This window comes from Desulfobulbus rhabdoformis (assembly GCF_016919065.1).
In the GTDB taxonomy this organism is placed as follows: Bacteria; Desulfobacterota; Desulfobulbia; order Desulfobulbales; family Desulfobulbaceae; genus Desulfobulbus; species Desulfobulbus rhabdoformis.
In genome coordinates, this window is sequence record NZ_JAFFQA010000022.1 from 29,075 (window position 1) to 48,691 (window position 19,617).

Genomic DNA, 19,617 nt, shown 5'->3' on the forward strand with positions numbered 1-19,617 from the left:
AACCACTCTCTTAATGTAAAATCGATGTTGGGACGAGAAACAGGCCAATAACCAAAGCAACTACTGCGGCAATAAAGGAATACATACACAATTTGGTTTCAATCGGTTCCCAGGGTTCAGCACCTTCAAGAACACTGGTGGTATCCATATCCTCTGAAATTTTTCCGGTTTCAGCAGCCTTTTTAATCTCTGCTTCCGTCATTTTCTTTTCAGACATACCTTCCTCCTTTTAAGTTGTTGTTGCCTGCCCTCTCAGTTCACTTCGATACGGGGAGAGCGCTTATTACACGTTGTCTAGAGACAAACAATGTAATTACCTTTCAAACTACCTCGGTGAACTTATGCTTTCAAATATTTTTAGCTTCTATTTCGATATATTTTCTCAGATTGTTGGAAAAATTAAAGACCAGAACGTGCAGGTTCAAAGCAGCGAGCTCGGAAAAGAATGCTGTGTCAGTAACTGTAACATCGTAGGAGAGTGCCAGAGAAAGATGAAGAATCCATTCTTTGTTTGGTGTTAGGAGAAGGGGATCCTGTTTGCGGCAAAACATACCTTTTGAGTGCAAAGACCTTGATACGCCACGATTCTAAAACTAAGCTTGTTGATCATTTTTCGTTACCTTGCGCTTTACCAAGTCTGCCTTTACCTGATTCTTTTTTTAGATCTTAGATTTATAATGGAAGGCGGAGATGTCCTGAATCGAGATATACTCTTGGATTCAGCCTATGGATATAAGGGAATCTTGAATACTTGCTTTTTCTGCCAATCCCGCGGAGTATGGCGCTTACCTCGTCATGCTTAATACCTGAACCCTCGAATATTGCATATATGCCTGCGGTAAATTTTTGCGGAATCCTTGAACTTGAACAAAAATCCTCATTTCTGAACGAAGACTATCTCGTGTTCATCCAGATCGTGCGTGGTTTCGGTTATCGGATTGATGGAGGTAACCGATGAAAATCAGATCAAAATTCACCCTATGGATGACCCTTACCGGTATTTTTGCAGCCTTTGTCTTTTTTATCTTTGTCTTCCTGGAGGTTAAGGAAGAAATCGGTGAGTTCGTTGATTATGAACTGGAAGGTGTTGCAACGCAGATTTTTGCTGAAACCGAGACCTTATCTGCTACCGGAAATCAATTCGATGCAACAAAGATACGTCTTCCCCTGCAGCATTACTGGATTCGGCTCGTTGATGGGCAAGAGAACGTTATCTATCAAACTGAAGTAGCCTCCAAGGTCGACATTGACTTGCGAAGAGGCGATGAGGGGTATCTGCAACGGGTAAAAATTCCATTGGAGTTTCTCTATATTCCGCCCTCTGAACGGAAGATTCTCAAGGGCTGGGGGGACGGCATGAGCATTCTGCGGGCAAGGACGTTTTTCAGAAACAGTGGGGACGCATCCTATACGCTCTGTATTGCCCGGCCGATGAACCTTATTAATGTGGAAATAACTGAACTGGTGCGTGAGTTACTTCTGGCCATCATTGTTACCTTGCTGGCCACCTCTGTTATCGCTTATGTGGTGAGTGGGCGTATGCTTAGGCCCCTTGGTCATATTAACCGGTTGATCAGGGAAATTCGCGAAACATCGCTCAACAAGCGCATTCCCCTCCGGAAAAGCAGAGATGAACTGTACACCTTGAGCACATCGCTGAATTCGATGTTTGACCGGCTGCAATTCTCGTTTGAAAAACAAAAAGAGTTTATCACGAATGCCAGTCATGAAATGAAAAGTCCACTCACCATTCTCATGATCGGCCATGAAGAGATGCTGATTGGTGATCTTCCGAAACAGGTTCGTCGAGAGCTTGAAAGGCAGCTGGGCTCCATGCAGAGGATGAATAAGCTCATCCGGGACCTGTTGTCGATCGCACGATTGGAGCAGCGTGACAACCTCTTACGGGAGCCTGTCTTCCTGGATAAAATAATCAGGTCCGTGCTTGGCGACTACAATGACTTGATAGGGAAACAAGGTATTCGTCTCAGCGTTAATCTCTCGCCGCTCAGTCTCAGAGGAGATCGGGAAAAACTCCACAGACTTTTTATCAACTTGATTGACAACGCTATAAAATACAACTGTGAGCATGATGGCTTTATACAGATCAATACGCGCAAACAAGGCCAGCAAGCAGTTGTCGAAATAGAGAATAGTGGAAAAACGATTCCCCAAGTCGATCTTTCCCACATCTTCGACCAATTTTACCGGGTCGAAAAATCACGTTCCCAAGCCTATGGCGGCTCAGGACTGGGGCTGACAATTGTCAGACGTATCGTTGAGATGCATGGTGGCTCTATCTCGGTTGAAAGCGAGAACGGGGTAACGATATTTACGATAGTTTTCCCTATAGATACGTTGAACAGGATCCCGTTAAAAGAAGTGAGCTAAGAAATCTAAACAACTTGTCAATGCAACTTGAAACCGTGAGCATTCATCGGTGGGGCAGTTTCGTTGTCTGTGCTTTGGAGCAACATCCCCCTGATTTTATGGAACATGTATGGAAGAGATGACCCAAAATCGAGTACCACCAATGTGGTGGATGCACCTGAAACAGGCCTTGCTGGGCTCTTGCTGGGTTCTGCTGTTGGTTGGAGGGCTGGTTTTGAGTTTTTTACTGGGCAGATATTTTGGTATAGATAGAGAAATATTGCCCTTTCTCGTTGTCCCCCCATATTATCTGCTCGTGCACCGTTTGGGGCTGAGACCATTGCTCTTGGGAACAGGGCTGCTTTTTGTTCTAGGATGGGGGGCCTACGCCATCTTGAGTTGGCTTACTATTGTCGATGGACTGTGGTGAGAACTACAGGTACTCCTGAAATAATTCGCGAGAAGCGCCACTAATGACCTCCCGGTTTACCAGGGTCGCATTCTCCTTAATGCGCTGACATCCCGCCTCTACCGCAGTCTGGACAGCGGTCACATCACCGCTGAGCAAAAGAAATCCCTTGCCGCCAATCGCCATGGCTGCATGGACACGAAGAAGGGTAACCTGGGCCGCCTTGATGGCCGCGTCCGCGGCTTCGATGCAGCTGGCCGCAGAGAAGGTTTCTATAATCCCAAGGGCCCGTGGGTTTTCCGGCACAGCCACACACCCCGAGAGAGCGGGAAGAACGCGTTGGTCGATATGGGCTAGATAAAGGGTATCCACAAGAAAGCCTGCTGCCAGGCGTCTTCCCACCTCGAGGCTTGAACTGACATTGGCGACCTTGCCCCCAAGGACGATCAGGTATTTGCCGGGACAGATGGAGCGGGCAATGGCCACTTCAACTTCAGCCGCCTTGATCATGGCATCCTGGACCTTAAATCCTGCGGCTATGCTGGAAAGTTCGATAATACCTATGGCTGCATGCATGCGTTACGCGTCCTCTGCTTGTTTGGGTTCAGGAAGCTGGCAGTGGGTAATGAGAATGGAGGTTTTGCTGATAGCTTGAATGTTCCCGTTAATGGGGGCATGGATTTCAGCGCCGAGTTGGTCCCCAACAGTGGCAATTTTGGTCCCTGCCGCCACGAAATCGCCTTGCCGGACCACGGGGGTTGCCGGTGCCCCGATATGTTGCTGCAGCAGAACCGTGACCTGATGCGGGGTACCGGGAAAGGTGGTCAGTGGCCCGCTGTTGCGAAACCGGTTCAAATCCAATCGTGCCATGACCCGTTCCATGGGCATGCGTCGATACGCAATCAGGGGGTGGGCCTGATTTTCGGGAGTGCCCGTGAAGCGTTTTTTTTCGCGGATGAGGGCACGTTTGTTGAGGATACAGCTTTGGGACGGCAGCAATCCTTCAGGGCAGGCCATGAGGGTGCAAAGGTTGCACTCACAGCAGGAGAGGGTATGCGCCTGTTGCTCGTCAGCGGTGAAGGATCCATCGGAAAAGAGCAGGCCACGCATGGCCAGATGCGGTTTCACCGGGTGGCCAAGCAGGCTGCGGGGACAGAGTTCGGAACACATGGAGCATTGGTCGCAAGCGGCTTTCCCGATTTTGGCGACCCTGCCCGGATCCAGCATGTCCTGATGGATGGCCGTGAGCTGGTGGCCTTTGGGAAAGACCAGAAGACCGCCCGTGTTTTTCACGACCGGGGTATCAAGATCCTCACAGAGTTTGCCCATCATCGGGCCGCCAATCATGACCGTGTAGTCCTCGCAGGTTGGCTGCGCCAGTGCGATCACCTCGCGAAAGGAAACCCCGATAGGAACTTCCAAACTCATGGGATGGGCAACAGCCCCACCTACAGTGAGAAAAGAGGTCGTTACCGGTCGTTCGCGACCGATATTGAGGATGGTTTCCACATTCTGCACCACCACCTGCTGGGAAATGGGTAACTCTCCGGCGCCAACGACCCGGCCCGTGGTTTCATAGATCAGGGTGATCTCATCCCCGGCGGGGTAAAAATTACGCAGGGCAAAGATTGCCACCTCAGGTGGACAGTGCGCCTGCAGATGTTTGATCAACTCCTTGTACTTGCCCTTGATGCCGATGATGGCCCGTTTGGCGCGGGTGAGGCGTATACAGTGAGCCAATCCCTGAAAAAATTGGGCCGTGTGATGGAAGAGAATTTCCTTATCTTTGTGGAGAAGCGGCTCGCACTCGGCCGCGTTGACGATAAAGATCTCCGCTTCGGCCCCGAGTTTCACATAGGTGGGGAATCCGGCACCACCGGCACCGACAATGCCCCACTCCTTAATATCTGTAGCCTTGATCATACGGTTGCTCTACGACGGTTCGTCTGCGGGCTCATTGCCGGTGTTCCTGAATTTTATGAAGGGCAGTCTGCACATCGGCCTGTTTACCGAAGATGGCTAACATCTGCACATGCTGGGGACAGTTGCCGCTGACCAGCGCCGCGATCACGTTACTGGCCTTGGCCGTGGCATCCAGGGCCCAGTAAAGATCGATCAGTGGTGCCTGCACCAGGCCAACGGCTCCCCAGTGATCGTGACTGAGGAGCTTTCGTTCCGGTACCTTGATGTTGGCATAGAGCGCCTGGAGAAATTCCTCTCTTGGCGCCTTTATCAGTTCCGTGCGCATGGCGGTGCTATAAGGTTGCCAGGGCGTCGACCCCGGCCTGGGCGCAGGCCATATCATCCTCAACACTGCCGCCGGAGACCCCGATGCCACCGATAATGCGGCCATCGCGTTTCAGCAGCATACCGCCACCAAAGATCACCATGCGGCCCTGATCCGTGGCATGAATGCCGTAGAGTGGGGCACCCGGCTGGGCAGCCACTGCCAGGTCGTGGGTCGCCACCTTGACCGCCACCGCGGTATAGGCTTTGTTGCGGGAGAGATCCACCGACACCAGCAGGGCATCGTCCATGCGTTGCTGAGCCACGAGGTTGCCGCCAGCATCGACCACGGCAATGACCATGGGGACGCCTACCTCCGTGGCCTTGGCTCGGGACACGCTCATGAGTTGCAGGGCTTCATCAAGTGTAATGTTCATCGTGTTCTCCCTAAGATTCCCTAGATGATGCGAAACCCTTCGACCAGGGTACAGCGGCGCTGACGGGTAAAGGTCCGGGCCGAGGTCATGCCTTCACCGGTGGGACCGGCAATGGTAAAGGCGGTGTGTCCCTCGCCTCCCAGACCGATGCCCGCGTAAGCCGGACCGTTTTTGACAAAGATGGTGGTCTGCACGGCCCGGGCAAAGGCGGTCAGGTTGTCCACATTGGTGGAGTGCATGATGGCCGTATGGCGATTGCCCTGTTCCACCGCCGCACCTAATTCGATGCCCTCTTGGATGTTTTTGACGCGGACGATGGGCAAAACCGGCATCATCTGTTCGGTCCAGACCAGAGGATGGTCGCGGTCGGCCTCAAAGATGGCCAGACGGTACTGCTCGCCAATGATGAGGCCGATTTTTTCAAGAATCACCTGCACATTGCGTCCAACCAGTTTGGTGTTGACCTTCCCCTTTTCATTGAGCATGACCTTGGTTACTTGGGCTGCCTCGTCGGACGAGAGCTTATAGGCCTTGCCGGTTTCGATCATGAATTTGATCAGGGTGTCGGCCACTTCCTCGACCACGATCACCTCTTTTTCACAGGTACAGAAGATGTTGTTGTTGATCGAGGCACCGTTGACGATACACTCGGCCGCATTGCGGATATGGGCGGTTTCATCCACCAGAACCGGCGGATTGCCCGCTCCGGCACCAATGGCCTTTTTGCCGGAGGAGAGCACGGCCTTGACCACGGGTTTGCCGCCGGTGGCCACCAGCATGTTTACCTTTGGGTGCTCCATGATCTCGCGGGCGCTGTCCAGAGTGGGCTTGGCAATGGCCGAGATCAGCCCTGCCGGGCCACCGTTGTCGACAATGGCCTTATGGAGCAGACGCAGGATGGTGGAACTGGTCTTGATGGCTGAGGGATGCGGGTTGAAGATGACCGCGTTGCCCGAGGCGATCATGCTTATCGAGTTATGAATCACTGTCCCGGTGGGATTGGTGATGGGTGTGAGGGCGCCGATAACGCCTACAGGTGCATACTCCAGCAGCATCAGGCCATGATCGCCGGTTTTTGCCTGGGGCTGAATGTCTTCAGTCCCCGGAGTTTTGGTGGCGCAGAGAATATTTTCTCGCAGTTTGTCGTCATAGCGGCCTAGCCCGGTCTCTTCCACGGCCATATCAGAGAGCATTTCGTTATTGTCGAGCACTGTCTGTCGCATGGCCGCGATGATTGCATCCCGTTTGCTCATGGGTAGGGCCAGCAGAGCTTTTTGGGCCTTGATCGCACAGTCGACGGCATCGTTCACCTGCTGATGGATACCGTCAAAATCCACAACCGTTCCCCCGGCAGAGGAGTTGTTGAGCTCAGAGATAACCTTTTGGATGATTCCAGCTAAATCCTGTTCGTTTATGGCCATGGTCTACCCTCCTGGGGGGAAAAGGAACGAAATTCCGTATATAGCGTTTGTTACGTATGTTTTTTTATCTCGTTGGTGTCAGTCCCGGGAGCAGCTGCAGGGACCCTCGCAACAGTTCTTCGGCCTGCGATGTTGGCTGCCCAATCTGTGCACAGACCTGCCTCAGTACTTGAGTATCTGCACAGAGACTTTGCAGGGCCTCTGCGGGCAGCGAGGTCTGCAGACTCTGGACGACCTGGATGATACCCTGCCACAGTTGAAGTGCCTGTTCGGCGACTTCCATATCCTGGGCAACGCTGCCTCCACTGATGCCGATAGCTCCGAGTATCTGCCCATCCAGCTCCAGGGGATAGCCGCCGCCGAAAAGGACAGCCCTTCCGTCAAGCGTATGCTGAACCCCGTAGAGTTCTTCGCCCGGCTGACTGAGTTGCCCCACCACATGAGTCGGCATGCGGAGAGCAGCCGCTGTATAGGCCTTGTTCGGAGCAATGGTACGGCTGGCGGGGAGGGCTCCCCGCATCCGGGAGAAATAGAGTAACTCCCCCTCGGCATCGGCGATGGCAATCACCATGGGGACTCCGATCTGCTGGCAGTGGTCCATGGCGGCTCGGGTGAGCAGAGGGGCAATGAACTCAAGGGGATGCTGGGCCAGTGGGGGGGCAGGAGTCGATCTGGACTCGCTTTCAACAGGTTGTGTGGCCTCTGCTTCCAATGACCAGGCAAGGATAAAGAGCAGGTCGGAGAGCCGGTTTATGTAGGCTTTCAGCTCTTCACGACCGGGTTCCTGGACAAACAGAGAAACCAGCAAACGCTCGCAGCGGCGGCAGATGGTTCTGGCCACATGCAACTCGGCGCTTTCCTGGGAGTGTCCTGGCAATACAAAACCTGAAGGCAGGCCGTAGCGTTTGGAGTAGCGGTCAATGATAGATTCCAGGACCTTGACATCACCGGCTTCAATCCGTTGGCTGGTGCGCTTGCTGCTGGAGGGATGACTGGCGACTTCAGCAGCTATCGTGACCAGGGTTTCTTCGATGCCGCGGAGGAGCTGCGTCATCTGGCCATCAGCAATCAGGCTTCTGCAGAGGCCAAGATGCGCCTGCAGCTCATCCAGGGTTCCGTAGGTCTCAACGCGCAGGGCATCCTTGCCGATATGTTCTCCGGAGAACAGCCGGGTGGAGCCCTTGTCGCCTGTACGGGTGTAGATAGACATGAGGCTTGATCCTCTGTATCAGGCTGAGGTAAAGGCCTTCCCGGAAAAAGGCTCCACATTCATCTGATCGACAATGCCAACAATCGAGGCATCCACCGGTGACTGGGGATTGTCCATGGAAAGCCGGGCGCTGCTGCCGGTCACCACAATTACCGTCTCGCCAACACCAGCGCCGACAACGTCAAGGGCCACCAGGCTCTGTCCTGTTGGGCCACCGGTCTGCGGGTGGATTGGTTGGACGATCTGGATGGTTGCTCCACTGAGCTGTTCATGTTTGCGTGTGGCCACCACCGTTCCGATAACGTGCGCGATGATCATGGAAAATTCCCTCTATGACAATGGGTTATGCTGCAACTTAACACCAAGGCTCGCCGCCATCTCCTTTGCCAGAGGTGTGACAACCGAGTCGTGCCGAAGGAGAATATCCACTCCTAAACGGTGGGCCTGGCGAATATGGCCGGTGGACACCAGGTGTCCGCTGATCTGGACAGGTGTCGTTGGCGTTGGAGCTATCGGCTCGGATGGGCGGGGAGGTGGCACCGCATCTGATTCGGGGCTTGTTGTCTTTAAAAGAGCCGAGCCCAGTGTCGCCACATCCGTCAGCAGACAGCCGTAGTCGTGTAGGGTCTGCAACCGCTCCTGGATAGCCTGGGTAAAGGCTGGAGCAACGGGCAATTTCTCTGCTCTTCGAGCCCAGTGAAAGCCAGAGGGATCAGCCCCGTTACTGGCTGCGACCACCGGTTTGCCCAGACTGATGCCATGGAGAATCAGATTGGATGGCATGGAATCAGCCACCAAAAGCGCCACCTTGGAGGCGGTGTTGAGGCTGAGCATGGGCACCAGTACTGCCTTGGCCTCGGTGAGAGCGCCCAGCCAGTTTGCCTCGTCCAGCTCGCTGATGTTGGGAAACCCCTGGAGTTGCTCACGAACCTTTTTCCCGTAGATTGCCTCGGCCGCCGCTGAAAAGCAGAGCTGCTGGCAAAAACCCTGGAGACTGCACCAGCGAAGTTGCTCAATTGCCTGGGGCAACCCAACGGTGGCGCCGGAAAAAAGGGTGAGAAGAGGGCCACGGTGCCCATCCCCGCCTAAGCGGAGAGCCAGGCGGCGAAAGATTTCCGTCACCAGTTGCTCTATCTGTTGCTCGTTGAAGAATTCCATTCCTGTGCTCCTGTCCCCTTTCAGGCCGCTGTTGCCAGGCAGGAGGACCCCTGCATCTGTTGTTGGCAGCTCAGGGCGATGCCAAGCGGCGTCACCAGAAGCGGCATATCCGGTTTGAGTACGGGAAGTTCACATTCATCAGCCATGACCTGTGTTATGCCGCTGAAGGTGCTGGTGCCACCAACGAGATAGAGGTTTTCAACCCCATGCCCCTGTAAATGGTTGCGGACAATGGTGGCCATTTTCTGGAACACAGGCCGCACCACCGGCAGCAGCTCCCTCTGTTTGTCGGGATCGCATTTCATGGCTTCGGCCTTTTCAACGGAAATTCCCAGGTGACCGGCAATGACCAGATCCACATGGGTGCCACCGGTGGCCTCGTCTGCGGTGTAGATCACCTTGCCGTCTTTGAGTATCGAGATACCGGTGGTGCCACCGCCAACGTCAATCACCGCCCCCTCACTGATGTCGAGTACCTTTGAAGCTGCGCTGGGCTCATCTGTGAGCTGGGCCACCTCAAGCTCGACACTCTCGAGAACATGGCCAAAGGCCTGGGCATTGCGCCCACTGGTTCCCGGCGGGTAGGCTGCCGCGCCATGCGTTATTTTGAGACCACGGTTGCGCAGTTTTTGCATCTGGGCTCGGAGAATGGACAAGGCCCCGATATAATCCAGCACCAACCCGTCGCGGACACTTGCCCGGCTTCGGGTCATGGCCCCGGCAACCGGGGTGCCGCTGCTGTCGACCACCGCTGTGACGATGTAGGCAGTGCCCAGATCCACACCTGCATAGAGTTCTCCCTTGGGGAGCGTCTCCAGAGGCTGCTTGAGTACCTGGGCAAAGGATGCGATTCGCTGGTTCACCTGTTCACTCAGCATGTTCGAATCTCCATCGTTGGTGCTATTCTTGTGTTGAAGAAGAACGTGGGGCCAGAAAAACGAGGGTTAGCCCTCCCGTCCCGTCAGCTTTAAGATGGCGGTTTCCGCAGCCTTTCCGGCGCGTTCGACATCGGACTGTTTGCCTCCGAGGTACAAACGACCCACCGCCCCATAGACACGGCAGTCCACCAGGGTGATATTGGCATTTTTTTCCGCCTCGTTGGCGGCCAGGGTGACATAGCCAGCCGGAACCACCTCAAGAATATAGAGATCCTGCCCCGGCAGGAGCATGGAGCAGAGGCGGGAAACGTTCACCATCTGCGAATGGTAGGGATTCACCTTGTGAATAATCTGTGTGGAGAGGATTTTGGGCTTGATCCTATCTTCCATCTTACACTGCATGGTCGTGAGCACAGCCTGACCCGCGTGTTTGACATCTTCCTGGTTTTCTGAATGAAATTCAAGGACGCCGAAGTGCCGTTCCACGATCATCAGGCCCGGGCGGATATTGGCGGCTTTGACCGCGGCATCCGTGACTTCGTTGATGAGCACACCCGGTGCGATTTCCACCAGCATGGCGGCCATCCCCGGAACTGGGGTGAAACCACGGGAGTTGGCCCCAACATAGGCGGCAAGTTGCGGCTGCATGCGATCAAGATAGACATAGGTACGTAATTCAGACATTGTTCAACTCCTTCAAAACCACGGTTGGATAAACGGTGAACTAGAAGATCAGCTCTCTTTACTGTCCTCTTTTTTGGCTTCATTTGTGCTGCTTTTGGGTGCTTCCTGCTTGCCGGTTTTTGGCTTTGTCGTGACCGCTGCCTTTTTTTGAGCGACCCGGGCTGTGCGTGTGGGGGCACGTTTTTTCCGGGTTGCCGGTCGCTTGCGCTTGGGGGCTGGCGCCGCAGCATCGGTTGTGCTTGCAGCTATTGGGGCATCGTCTGCTGTCGGGACAGGTTGTGGCGTTGTTTCTGCCTTTTTTGTTGGAGGGGATGCAGGGGGAATCGAGGTGATCGGGGGAGTCGATCCCAGGCACTGCTTAAGCTGCGTATCCGGGCGGGCAATGATCAGCTGTGCCACAACCTGTCCGACCGCAGAGGCAGCGATTGTCGCAGCATGGACCGCCGCTTTGACCGCAGCCACATCACCTTGAAAACGGATGGTGATCAGGGCTGGAGAGGTGTGAAGGTAGCCAAGGAATTCAACATTTGCGGCTTTTACCCCTGCATCGGCACCACTGATTGCCGCTGCGTATCCTCTGGTTTCAATCATGCCAAGGCTTGTTCCGGCCATTGCGGTTATCTCCTTGTTGCCAGCTGCTTGAGTATTTCCTGAACAATCCGTTCCACCAGCCGGGCATCAACGGCCAGAGGCTGTATTCTCTGCCGTGGCTTGGGGGACGGATCATCTTCAGTTGTATCTTTGAATAAAAGCGGGTTGCCTTTGACCAGCCGGGCACCGTTGGCCCCCAGACGTCGAAAATCAGCGAGGTTGGCCGTTTCGATGGATTCGCTGAATAACGGCTCCTCGGTGGGCAGATCGCGATGGTGGAGCACCACCAGCTGTTCTTGCGCACTTGCACCGATACCGATATTGAGTCGTGAGAGCTGGGCGATCTCCTTGGTGGCTCTGCAGATGGAACGTTCCGTGGTTGTTCCGGTTATGGAGGGAATCCCCTCTTCTTCAAGGCCAAAGAGCAGGGCATTCACCACCGATGGGGCGACCGTCCCCTGGAGAAGGATGGGCACCATGGGTTTGAGCGCAATTTGTTCGTGGAGCTCAACGGCCATAGCTCTGCTCCCGTGCCAGGGGACTGGTGAGGACAAGTCCGGTGGCCACGGCATTGCGAGGCCCCTGGCTGCCACGTATATTGGCCCGACCCGTGACCACGCCATATTCCATCAGCTCGTCTGCGAGCATGGTCGGGATTTCAAAGTCCAACGAAGAGCCTCCTACCAGGGCGACAAACTCGATCAGACGAATGTTGCCTGCCGGTGCGACCCGGGAAAGTGCCCGCAGTCCATTTTGGACGAAGACCTTTTCCTTGGCCTTACGCCGGACTTCGGCAATGCGGCCCAGGGTATCTTCCAGGGGGATGGGTTGGGGCCCACCCTCACCCATCACCACCACCCGCCCAAAGAGGCGAGGATCCATAGGGGCATCAAAAAACTGGACCGAACCATCCTCGTGGCGCAGGTGAAAGAGGGTTTCCACCTTGGCCAGCGGGTAAAATTTAATCCGCTCGGCCAGATCGAGATCGTCAAGGCCCAACTCCTTGTCAATGAGCATGGTGACCATGTCCCCAGCACCGGCCAGATGGATGCTCCGGATCTGCCCCGCCTCGTTGATCAGGCTGGCATCGGTGGAACCGCCTCCCAGGTCCAAAATCGCCAAAGGAGCCTTGGTTCCGGGGGTGGTCAGGGCGCCGTTGATGGCCATCTCCGCTTCGACCCCGGAGACTGCCACCTTGACCTGGATCTCTTCCTCCAATTTGCGTGCAAGCATCTGCATGGGCAGTTTCTGGGTCTGGACCATGGCCGCCAGACCAACCGCATTGCCCAGGGCAAACTCTCCGGCCAGATTCCCCAGTACCTGCTGCGGAACCAGAGTGTCGACCGCGATGATATCCTGAACCAGAATATCGCTGACCGGCTGGTTGGTGAGATCGGCCATGACCTGGCGCACGGTTTCAAACATGCCGCCCACATTGGTCCCGGCCTCGGCTTTGATCTCCCGCAGGGGGGCTACCTGATCGACCTTGTCCATGATCGCTGCAGCTCCCTGGTCCACCGGTACCTCCACCGTGGCCTCGGCTCCGATAAGGGTGAGGTGTCCTGCGGGAATGCGCCGTTCCTGGATATCGCCCTGCGGGGTTTTGATGACCACTGCAGAGCGCACTCCGGTCAGGGCACGGGCAATGGGCACGATGTTGCGCGTTTCCTCTGGGCTTAAGCCAAAAAGAGTGGCTATATCATAGGGATTGGAGAGCTTCTCTATGGTCTTTCCCACCGGTGCCACCTCGATGGCTGCAGGCATGCGCATCGGTACCCTTTCAATATGACGAACCTCGTCAACAATGGGGATCGGCTGGCTTAAGCGGTTATGGATGAGCACGCCATCGTCGAGTTGGACAATGGCGCCACGGACCCGTACACCTCGGGCCGTGGCCGCATTGATCATCTCCGCCGCCACCTGAAAATCGGTTGCAGCGTCCACCAGGACGATGAAATCCTGGGCGGAGTCCGCCTCCGAGAGTGCGTCCAGGTTGATGGTCGTCCCGGTTGCCAGGCCCATACCACCTGGGGTGGTGGGGTTATGGCCGATCATGGCCGATTCGGTGATAACGGTCTCGGTGATGGTTTCCATGGCCACATCACCGATGACCGGTGTCGCCTCATTGAGCAGCACCATGGCCAGGTCCCGGCGCGGAATTTTGAGTGGCGCCAGAGCCTGATTCAGGGCATCGATGATGCCGCTGACATTGCGCATGGTGCCTTTGATGCCAATGGTCCGCACCAGGCTCTGCCCGCAAAACCGCACCGCTCCCTGACCATCGATCTCAGCCAGGGCCACCTCCGTGGTGTTGTTGCCTATGTCCACTCCTGCAATGAGTGCCATGCTCAGGTCCTAGGGTTGTTTGAGTCGACCGCGTTTTTCATAGACATCCGCCGCTTCACGGACCAGGGCCGCGCAGATTTTTGCCTGATACTGGCTTTCCAACTCAGTGGCGATCTCCAGCAGCTCCTGTTTGCTGCAACGGTAGGGACGAAGGGAGTTATAAATTTCCAGTACCCGTTCATCGGGGATGCGGGTCATTTCGGCTGCGCGGCGCATGTTGGCCGCCAGATGGGGGCGACCGGCGCTTTCCGCGATCTGCGCCTGGTATTCCAGGGTTTCCGGGCGGATTTTGATGTCCTTGAACTCAATCTCCCCGGCAATGACCTTTTCCAGGGTGATATCATTGAGTTGCAGCCCGCTTGCCGACTGGACCAGATCCGGCCGTTTGCTGGCCAGGGGATAATCTCTAGCCGCATCGAGATGGCCTGATGCAGGGGCGGATGGGGCCGCCTCTGTTGAGGCGGCGGCAGGCGCCGATTGTCCTTGCGCCATGTTCGAGAGAACCTGCTTGACCATATCGGCAATGGCGTCAGGGGACATATTGGATTGTGTGGATGGAGCCATATGCTCGACCTCCGTTCTATGACAATTTCAAAGGTGATGTCCACCGGGGGCTCAGCCAGAGCATTTGTCGCGGGCATGGCCCGCTCCTACAAATGACGAGTACTTTGAAGGGCTTTAGGAGCGGGCCATGCCCGCGACTGAATGAGCATTTTGCTCGATACAGCTGCCCCTCTGAAATACTCACATGTGCATTGAGCCTGTTGGTGTCATTTTTTTTAAACCCCCTCCTAAAAAGGGGGATTAAGCCATGGCCAGCTCGACTGTGGGCTGATCCCGGTTAACCAGCAGGGTTTCCTTGTTGTGGAGTAACGCAGCCAACCCCTGATATTTGGGGCGGGCCATGGGATCGTTGCGCACCGGAACCGGTGTCGGGTTTTCTCCCTTGGCGTATTTGGCCGCGTTTTTGCCCATGGCCCGGAAGGTGGAAAGCTCCACCAGGGGCGACTGGGAAAAGAGCTCCAGGTTCTGTAATGGAGCCAGATCGCGCTGGTGAATCACCGAGGTGCCGCGGGAGATGATTCCGATACCAATACCGGAACCGCTGAGTTTAGCCGCCTCGTGGCCGATAAACCCAACATCCGCTGTTTTATTGACGCGAACGATACGGGCCTTCAGCCCCTCCTCTTCAATACCGGCCAGGACCTCGCGCAGTACCTCCTGATGGGGGATGTGGATGATGGTCTGGGTCATGGTGTTGCCAAATGCCGGAGGAATACCGATAACAACCTCATTTTTGTCCTTGCCTACCACTGCCGGACCTATCTCGCGCAGTTGTAAGGGGGCCGCCTGTGTGGGGCGATCCGGACCGGGCGAGGACGGCTTCATTTGCTGCAACACTTCAAGGATGATGCCCTTGACCATATCTTCGGATATTTTCATGTGTTTTGCTCCTCTTGCTTCCTCGCTTAGACGTCTTCCGGACTGATGGCCGACGGAATATCTTTGAGCATCTCCCAACGCTCGCCTTCCAACCGATAACCAGTCCCGGGACCGGTATAGTTGTTGGGGTCGTTGACTGCGGAGATAACGTTGAACTGATCATCGAAAATAGCCGAGGTATGGAGGTAGTCACCGCTGACCTTGCCTTTGAGCATATTGAGCACGCTCTCGGCCACGTCGCGAAAACCCCGTTTGGCCAGGGCCTGCACCACATCCAGACCGGTGACACCACGGCTCATCATCTCGTCGATGGCGCGCAGGTCTTCCGGTACGTTGCGATCCGGCATCTCCTTGCTGCCGTGGGCATAGGTGGCGGCCTCAATCTCTGCCTCGGTAATCGCCGGCAGCCGCAGTTCTTCAAAGACTGCCTGCAGAGCGCGCACCGCCTTGTTGCGTACCGCGATGACTTCCTCCTCGCTCACCGGTTTCAGGGCCATGTCGGCCTGCAGGTCGCGCTGCAGCACCAGCATATCGTCATAGTCGTCGACATCATGGGTGGAGCCGGCGAACATGTTGTCGTAGTTGGGGGAGGCTGAGTAGCCGGAGAAGATGAAGTCGGTTCCAGGCAGGAACTGCATCAGCATACGTGCGGTGTTGCGAATCGGAGAATGGGTAAAGGTCTGATCGTTACCCGAGGCGACTTCCAGGTCGTTAAGCACGGTGGCAACGTTTTCCGCCAGGACCGCACGGATACCGGCCGGTACCGCACCCGGCACGCCGATACAGCTGATGGAGCCGTTCTGCAGCCCCTGTACGCCCGCACCCTTGGTCACCATGATGCAACGGATTTCCAGATAGAGCATGGACTTGCCTTCGGCATAGCCCATCTGGACCTCGGACCCGGTCCCTGAGGTATATCGCATCTTCAGTCCGCGGGAGGCGTAGGCCGAGGCGAGAAAGGCTTTGGACCAGGGGGTGTCATCCCCGTCGACAAAGACCTGCTCGGTGCCATAGACCGAAACCGTTTCCGCGTAGTGGGTCAGGCCGCGCATCCCCATGGTCAGTTCCAGGGCTTCTTCCACGGCACACTGGGCCAATACGCCGGGACGTCCGGTCTGGCCGCCGATCAAAAGGCAGAGGGCATTCATCGGCGCATAGCGACCAACACCGACGGTTGTTTCGATCTCGGCAAATCCCCGCAGGGTGGCTTCGGCCGCATCTGCTGCCAGCAGAGGAGCACTATCTTTGACGTTGGTGACATGGGCCTGGTTGGCCGGGGCCCGGCGACTGCGCAGTTTCTGCATCGCCATCATCAACTCAACCACATTGAGCTGTTTGAGCACATCCACGTACTTGGCCGGGGTCATGCCCACGGAGAGGCGCACGATCTCCTCACGCGGCACGTTGATATCCACCAGCATGCGGGCGATAGTGAGCGAATCCATGGCCATGACTTCTTCAGCCACATCCGTGACAATGGTATGGGCGGCGATCCAGTCGTCGATCATATCAAATTCTGCACGTTCACGGCCGTCCATCTCCATGACCTTGCCGTTTTCAATCCGGATCGAAGGACGAGGATCCTGAGGACTGTCCATGGCGATCAAGCCGACTTCCATCCATTCCTTGATGAAGCCGTCCTGGTTAACAGCCCTCTCTCCGAGGACCTCAAAACGTTTTTGTCGTTTTGCCATGAGGATGCCTCCTAAATGTAGGGAGTTGTCAGGCTTTTCGGTTCCTGGCCCCAGGCGCCTAAGAGTTTGTTACCCACATCACGACCGGCGAGAACCGCCTGGCGAACCGCCCCGGAATCACCGGTTACCCAGATGAAAACCTCGTTGGTCAGGGAGGTGCCATGCGATGGGGAACCATAGCCGACCACCTTGACGTCGGCCGCTTTGACGGCACTGTCGATCATGAGCATGCCGACAACCGCCGGAGCACCGAGAATCAAGCCAAAGGCACTGCCTTCCGGAGCGTTGAGTGCGAAGTTGAGACATTTTGAGGCACGGGCCGAGTACTGCAACTCGGTGTAACCGGCATCGTTGGCATAGACATCGCCAAAGTATTTGGGCAGGGACTCCAGGGTGACCTCAACCGCGCGGCGGGCATCGGAGACATCTTCTGCCCCAAAGACGATCAGGTTACCGTGACCTGCACCGCCCTTGGTGTCGCGGGGCATCTCCACTCGAATGATTTCGGTGTTGGTCGCCTTGACCGCATCGTCGGCAGCCATCAGATGGGGACCAGCTCCGGTGCGGCCGCCGATAACGCCGATGGAGCGGTATTTTCGGTCAAATCCCATGATCTCGTGAATATTGGAGTCCAGGTTGGCAATCACGATACCCATGGTGTCGCCCATGCCGGCACCGACAAATTCCGTGACCTGCACCAGATCCTCAGACAGGGCAGCAGCCGGTTGTTTCGCTGCAGCCTCTTTGGGGGCAGCCCCTTCGCTGCTGCCAGCAACACGCCGCATAACTTCCTGCATGACCTTTTCAATCAATTGTTCTTCCACTTGTGCGTTCCTCCAGGGGGTATTTTGCATACTTGTCAATGGGTTAAGCGAAGCGATCTCCTGAAGCCGTGAGCATTCATCGGTGCGCCAGCTTCGTTGTCTGTGGCAGGCCGATTGAAGTAAGCTTTATCGGCTTGTTACGGACAATGAAGATGGTGTGCTGAAGGATGCCCCGCAGGGCGAAGGGTGAGTTTTGTTAAAGTTCTTTTGCTTAAAAGAGAAGAACCCGTTTACTTCTCACCCGCCGTCACGGCTTCAGGAGTTACTCTGCGGCCCCTTTGGGGAGAATGATTTCCACATCGCCGTGAGGACGGGGAATCACATGTACGGAAACCACCTGGCCGACTTTTTCCGCGGCCGCCGCACCGGCATCGGTGGCGGCTTTCACTGCACCGACATCGCCACGAACCAGGGCGGTGATCAGGCCGGCGCCTATTTGTTTTTGGCCGATAAGAGTGACGTTGGCAGCCTTAACCATGGCATCGCAGGCCTCGATATTGGCGACCAGCCCCTTGGTTTCGATCATTCCTAGTGCCTCTTTAATCATCTGTGATCCTCCCTAAGAATCGGTGGTGAAGAAAAGGTGGCAGAGGCTGATCTCGGGCCACCTCGGGTGAAGCGGTATAGTTTGGTTGATGAACAGGGGGATATTCGGCAGTTGTATCCTGGCCTCGCAGTGGACGGGGACTCCTGCTTCGACCCTGTTTCAGCTTGCTTGCATTAAACCGAGTGGCGAAAGGATCAACAATCCCGTGAAAGGAGGATTTCCCGTCCCTCAATCAGGGGGTTCTTGGGTGAGGTGCAAAAAGAAATCCCCACACGGACCAGAACGGCCGAGTGGGGTGGGGGGCTGATTCAGGCGAGATAATTTTTCACCAGATTGAGCAAAAAGGTGCCAACTGCAATGGCTGTAGCCGGGGGATCGATATGGTTGCTGCCATGGTTCCAGAACATGCGGGCCATCAGCTCTTGGAGAAAGGCGGCGCCAAGGCCTACCAGGCCTGCGACCAGGAGGGAGCCGAAGTGGAGATAGGCCAGGGCGGAGAGGATAGCCATGCAGTGCCAGACCGGAAATTTTTGAATTTCTCCGGTGCCCAGGGTGAGGCCAGCCAGGCAGATAGCCGCCAGTGCCCAGCCTATAATCAAGGGAACGACAAAGGCACCGGTGGTGGAGATGGTGCCTGCCGCAGCCATCGGATCGAGGATGGTTTTACTGCCCATGGCCAGTGCGCCAGAGAAAATACCCACACCAAAGCCGATGACCGCCAATCGTGCGGGGGGAGCCATCCACGGTACCCAGGAGATGGCATGTTCACCGGTCTTCAGCCAGCCATGAGTCTTGATGGATTCGCGATTGCCCCAGGGCATCTCGCCGTGGCAGATCAGGCGGGCCACAAAACTGACCAGGACAATGGCCAAGGCAATGCAGTCAAAGGTTTTTATCACGGGAATGGTGACCAGGATCTGGAGCACAACATGGGTGAGAACCGCAGCGAAACCTCCAACTAAAAGGACATCCCAGCTTGTTGCCACCAAAGGAGAGAGGATATCCTTCCCCGTGGCCGAGGCCAGGTTTTTACGGATACCGGCGGCGTAACTTGCCGCGATTACACCACCGCAAAAGCCGATATGCGGACCGAAAATGGGCCCCAGGCCAACCTGCATGAGCACAAAATCTGAACCTCCTGCAAAGATGATGGCACAACCGGCCAGAACAATAAAGCCACAGGCCACAAAGGCCCAGAGGCCGCCCAGGGCCGTTCCCAAGATCCCTCCGGCAAAGCAGATCAGCAAGGTATTGATACTCCAGGGTTCCATCGTTTCTCCTCCTCTTGTGGTGATGTTGCCTCCCATGCATTCTCGTGTGAGGATCTGCGACAGGAGCGCTGTTGGCAAAAAGCACAATCCGGGATACCGGTATTGTGA

Annotated in this window: 22 protein-coding genes; 2 read left to right on the plus strand and 20 right to left on the minus strand. The window is 55.8% G+C overall.

The window, feature by feature from the left end; translation table 11 throughout:
- Nucleotides 1-10: 10 nt before the first annotated feature.
- Complete coding sequence (locus tag JWJ90_RS12535) at nucleotides 11-217, minus strand: hypothetical protein (protein WP_205227569.1); 207 nt, start codon at nucleotides 215-217, stop codon at nucleotides 11-13.
- A 737-nt stretch (nucleotides 218-954) separates the two neighbouring features.
- Here JWJ90_RS12535 and JWJ90_RS12540 point away from each other — a divergent pair.
- Nucleotides 955-2,391, plus strand: a complete 1,437-nt coding sequence (locus JWJ90_RS12540) for a sensor histidine kinase (protein ID WP_205227570.1) — start codon at nucleotides 955-957, stop codon at nucleotides 2,389-2,391.
- A 109-nt stretch (nucleotides 2,392-2,500) separates the two neighbouring features.
- Entirely contained in the window at nucleotides 2,501-2,800 is a 300-nt protein-coding gene (locus JWJ90_RS12545) for a hypothetical protein (protein ID WP_205227571.1), read from the plus strand.
- Nucleotides 2,801-2,803: 3 nt separating this feature from the next.
- Here the strand turns inward: JWJ90_RS12545 and JWJ90_RS12550 are convergent, their stop codons facing one another.
- From JWJ90_RS12550 to JWJ90_RS12640, 19 genes are all read right to left on the minus strand, one after another.
- Entirely contained in the window at nucleotides 2,804-3,355 is a 552-nt protein-coding gene (locus tag JWJ90_RS12550; protein ID WP_205227572.1) for a BMC domain-containing protein, read from the minus strand.
- A gap of 3 nt (nucleotides 3,356-3,358) precedes the next feature.
- Nucleotides 3,359-4,702 (minus strand): 4Fe-4S dicluster domain-containing protein, encoded by a 1,344-nt coding sequence (locus JWJ90_RS12555; RefSeq protein ID WP_205227573.1) that lies wholly within the window; start codon nucleotides 4,700-4,702, stop codon nucleotides 3,359-3,361.
- Between the two features lie 31 nt (nucleotides 4,703-4,733).
- Nucleotides 4,734-5,027, minus strand: coding sequence for a hypothetical protein (locus tag JWJ90_RS12560; protein WP_205227574.1), 294 nt, complete (start codon nucleotides 5,025-5,027; stop codon nucleotides 4,734-4,736).
- Between the two features lie 7 nt (nucleotides 5,028-5,034).
- On the minus strand, nucleotides 5,035-5,442 hold the full coding sequence (locus JWJ90_RS12565; protein WP_205227575.1) for a GlcG/HbpS family heme-binding protein: 408 nt from the start codon (nucleotides 5,440-5,442) through the stop codon (nucleotides 5,035-5,037).
- Between the two features lie 20 nt (nucleotides 5,443-5,462).
- The gene (locus JWJ90_RS12570) at nucleotides 5,463-6,863 is read right to left on the minus strand and encodes an aldehyde dehydrogenase family protein (RefSeq protein ID WP_205227576.1); all 1,401 of its coding nucleotides are present in this window, start codon (nucleotides 6,861-6,863) and stop codon (nucleotides 5,463-5,465) included.
- A gap of 64 nt (nucleotides 6,864-6,927) precedes the next feature.
- Nucleotides 6,928-8,073 carry a cob(I)yrinic acid a,c-diamide adenosyltransferase gene (locus JWJ90_RS12575; protein WP_205227577.1) on the minus strand — a complete coding sequence of 382 codons (1,146 nt, stop codon included), beginning with the start codon at nucleotides 8,071-8,073 and terminating at the stop codon, nucleotides 6,928-6,930.
- An 18-nt stretch (nucleotides 8,074-8,091) separates the two neighbouring features.
- Nucleotides 8,092-8,391 (minus strand): EutN/CcmL family microcompartment protein, encoded by a 300-nt coding sequence (locus tag JWJ90_RS12580; RefSeq protein WP_205227578.1) that lies wholly within the window; start codon nucleotides 8,389-8,391, stop codon nucleotides 8,092-8,094.
- 12 nt (nucleotides 8,392-8,403) lie between these two features.
- Nucleotides 8,404-9,231, minus strand: coding sequence for a hypothetical protein (locus JWJ90_RS12585; RefSeq protein ID WP_205227579.1), 828 nt, complete (start codon nucleotides 9,229-9,231; stop codon nucleotides 8,404-8,406).
- 20 nt (nucleotides 9,232-9,251) lie between these two features.
- Nucleotides 9,252-10,109: an ethanolamine utilization protein EutJ gene (eutJ, locus tag JWJ90_RS12590; RefSeq protein WP_205227580.1), complete on the minus strand. Its 858-nt coding sequence runs from the start codon at nucleotides 10,107-10,109 to the stop codon at nucleotides 9,252-9,254.
- A gap of 66 nt (nucleotides 10,110-10,175) precedes the next feature.
- Nucleotides 10,176-10,793, minus strand: a complete 618-nt coding sequence (locus JWJ90_RS12595) for a hypothetical protein (protein ID WP_205227581.1) — start codon at nucleotides 10,791-10,793, stop codon at nucleotides 10,176-10,178.
- Nucleotides 10,794-10,841: 48 nt separating this feature from the next.
- Complete coding sequence (locus JWJ90_RS12600) at nucleotides 10,842-11,405, minus strand: BMC domain-containing protein (protein ID WP_205227582.1); 564 nt, start codon at nucleotides 11,403-11,405, stop codon at nucleotides 10,842-10,844.
- Nucleotides 11,406-11,410: 5 nt separating this feature from the next.
- Entirely contained in the window at nucleotides 11,411-11,902 is a 492-nt protein-coding gene (locus tag JWJ90_RS12605; protein WP_205227583.1) for a glycerol dehydratase reactivase beta/small subunit family protein, read from the minus strand.
- The gene (locus JWJ90_RS12610; RefSeq protein WP_205227584.1) at nucleotides 11,892-13,730 is read right to left on the minus strand and encodes a diol dehydratase reactivase subunit alpha; all 1,839 of its coding nucleotides are present in this window, start codon (nucleotides 13,728-13,730) and stop codon (nucleotides 11,892-11,894) included. The genes JWJ90_RS12605 and JWJ90_RS12610 overlap by 11 nt, the downstream gene beginning before the upstream one ends.
- A gap of 9 nt (nucleotides 13,731-13,739) precedes the next feature.
- Nucleotides 13,740-14,270, minus strand: coding sequence for a diol dehydratase small subunit (locus JWJ90_RS12615; RefSeq protein ID WP_420828912.1), 531 nt, complete (start codon nucleotides 14,268-14,270; stop codon nucleotides 13,740-13,742).
- 264 nt (nucleotides 14,271-14,534) lie between these two features.
- A complete protein-coding gene (locus tag JWJ90_RS12620; RefSeq protein WP_205227586.1) occupies nucleotides 14,535-15,173 on the minus strand; it encodes a propanediol/glycerol family dehydratase medium subunit in 639 nt (212 codons plus the stop codon).
- A gap of 26 nt (nucleotides 15,174-15,199) precedes the next feature.
- Nucleotides 15,200-16,867, minus strand: a complete 1,668-nt coding sequence (locus JWJ90_RS12625) for a propanediol/glycerol family dehydratase large subunit (RefSeq protein WP_205227587.1) — start codon at nucleotides 16,865-16,867, stop codon at nucleotides 15,200-15,202.
- Between the two features lie 11 nt (nucleotides 16,868-16,878).
- Nucleotides 16,879-17,691, minus strand: coding sequence for a propanediol utilization microcompartment protein PduB (gene pduB, locus JWJ90_RS12630; RefSeq protein ID WP_338032328.1), 813 nt, complete (start codon nucleotides 17,689-17,691; stop codon nucleotides 16,879-16,881).
- Between the two features lie 262 nt (nucleotides 17,692-17,953).
- Nucleotides 17,954-18,238: an ethanolamine utilization microcompartment protein EutM gene (gene eutM, locus JWJ90_RS12635; RefSeq protein WP_205227589.1), complete on the minus strand. Its 285-nt coding sequence runs from the start codon at nucleotides 18,236-18,238 to the stop codon at nucleotides 17,954-17,956.
- A gap of 308 nt (nucleotides 18,239-18,546) precedes the next feature.
- Nucleotides 18,547-19,509 carry a DUF7973 family transport facilitator gene (locus tag JWJ90_RS12640; protein WP_205227590.1) on the minus strand — a complete coding sequence of 321 codons (963 nt, stop codon included), beginning with the start codon at nucleotides 19,507-19,509 and terminating at the stop codon, nucleotides 18,547-18,549.
- Nucleotides 19,510-19,617 lie beyond the last annotated feature (108 nt).